Raw genomic sequence first — 1,607 nt, 5'->3', positions numbered from 1 at the left:
AGACAAAAGGTCTTGAGGATGAATATGAGGCGTGAAAAGCAGAACAAGAGGCGTGAAAAGCAGAACAAGAGTTCCTAGAGGGTGAAGAATAATGGCAATATTTAAATATGAATATTTCAAATCTGACACTTGTGGTGCTTGCCAAATGGTGACACCTATAGTTGAAGAGTTCATTGCCAAGGGCAACAAGGTTGACATCATTAACACATCAGCAGACGAAAGTGATAGGGAATATGCAAAATCAGTCAATGTGACTTCACTTCCGACATTCATCATTTATGATGAAAACAACAATGAAGTGAAAAGGGTTAACGGTTATTTCGCCGAAATTCCACAACCATAAAAATAAATCAAATAGTTGGTTTATTTTTTTTATTTATTGTGTATAATGGATATATAGGAAAAGCATGGGAAAACAACACATAGTACATAAACCGTTATCAAATAAAGAGTTTGCCATATTGAGTGGCAAGCACCCTTTGTCTGACCTTTTTCTTGCGACAGGAGCAAGAATTGCCGAAATCAATAGAATTATCAACCAATGAAATGGGGAAGCTGATTATATTGACATCAAAACAAAGAAATCTGGAAATAAACTAAACCGTATATGATTGACCGAAGCGGCAATAAAGGCAATCATTGACTATAGGGCATTGGGAATTAAAGGTAAGTCCAATAAAACCATTGAAAGGCTCATTGATAAAATATTCCTGCAATATGGTTTCAACAAGGAAGGTGAGAAAAAAGTCTTCACTTCTCACAATCTCCGCGCCACTTTTGCCACCAAGTTAAGCACAATGGGTATAAATATTAAAACAATATCAGTGCTCATGAATCATTCGGACATCTCGCAAACCGCAAAATATATTAGTTATGATGAGAGAACCATGCGCACCGCCTTAGAACAGATGAATAGGTTCAGGACACATGAAGGTATGACGTTCAGTGAATTGCAAAGTAAGTTGATTGAACAAAGGGTTCAGTTGATGAGGGCGGAAGAAGAATATGAACTGCTACATTTCCAATTCAAAGAACTCCAAAAGGAAAATGACAGATTAAAGAAAGGTGTTTCAAATGAATAATGTGCCAATAATGCCAAATGAATATAAAGGTAAATTGTTAAAACATAACCCATTAGTGATAAATCAACCAAGGCAGTGAACTAAGGAAGAAATTGAGTGAGCAACCAATTTAAGAAATGAAGGTTATACTGTCAAAGAAATAGCATATAGTTTAGATAGGGACTACACACAAGTGTCTATCAAAATGAAAAGAATTGCTAAAACATTGGGGGAGTATAATGTGAAACACGCAGCAGAGAAGTATTTAACGAACGCAGAGTTTTACCACCACCTAAAACCCAAAACCATATTAGATTTGTACGCCGGTAAGCAAAGCTACTGGTTGGTACATACTGAAAAGGTGTATTCAAATGACAAGAACGTACAATTCACCAAAAACAACAGCTACCTACCAGCAATGAAGCTCATTGAGCTTCTCAAATGGGAATGAGTTAAGTATGACCTTATAGACATTGACCCGTTTGGAAGTGGCGTTGAAGAATTTAGGCAAGCAGTTCCATTAGCAAATAAAGGTATTATCTTAAC

At 36.3% G+C, this 1,607-nt stretch carries 3 protein-coding genes; all 3 read left to right on the top strand.

The features are described 5' to 3' along the window. Window positions 1–91: 91 nt before the first annotated feature. The 3 genes from N1032_RS28490 to N1032_RS22975 all read left to right on the top strand — a co-directional run bounded on the left by N1032_RS28490 (window position 92) and on the right by N1032_RS22975 (window position 1,512). The gene (locus N1032_RS28490; RefSeq protein WP_407933072.1) at window positions 92–343 is read left to right on the top strand and encodes a thioredoxin family protein; all 252 of its coding nucleotides are present in this window, start codon (window positions 92–94) and stop codon (window positions 341–343) included. A gap of 268 nt (window positions 344–611) precedes the next feature. Then, window positions 612–1,082, top strand: a complete 471-nt coding sequence (locus N1032_RS22980; protein WP_259542641.1) for a site-specific integrase — start codon at window positions 612–614, stop codon at window positions 1,080–1,082. A gap of 220 nt (window positions 1,083–1,302) precedes the next feature. Next, window positions 1,303–1,512 (top strand): hypothetical protein, encoded by a 210-nt coding sequence (locus N1032_RS22975; protein WP_259542640.1) that lies wholly within the window; start codon window positions 1,303–1,305, stop codon window positions 1,510–1,512. Window positions 1,513–1,607 lie beyond the last annotated feature (95 nt).

The organism is Herbiconiux daphne (assembly GCF_024979295.1).
GTDB lineage: Bacteria > Actinomycetota > Actinomycetes > Actinomycetales > Microbacteriaceae > Herbiconiux > Herbiconiux daphnes.
The sequence above is the reverse complement of the archived record's forward strand: the minus strand, read 5'-3'. Positions and strand labels throughout refer to the sequence as shown.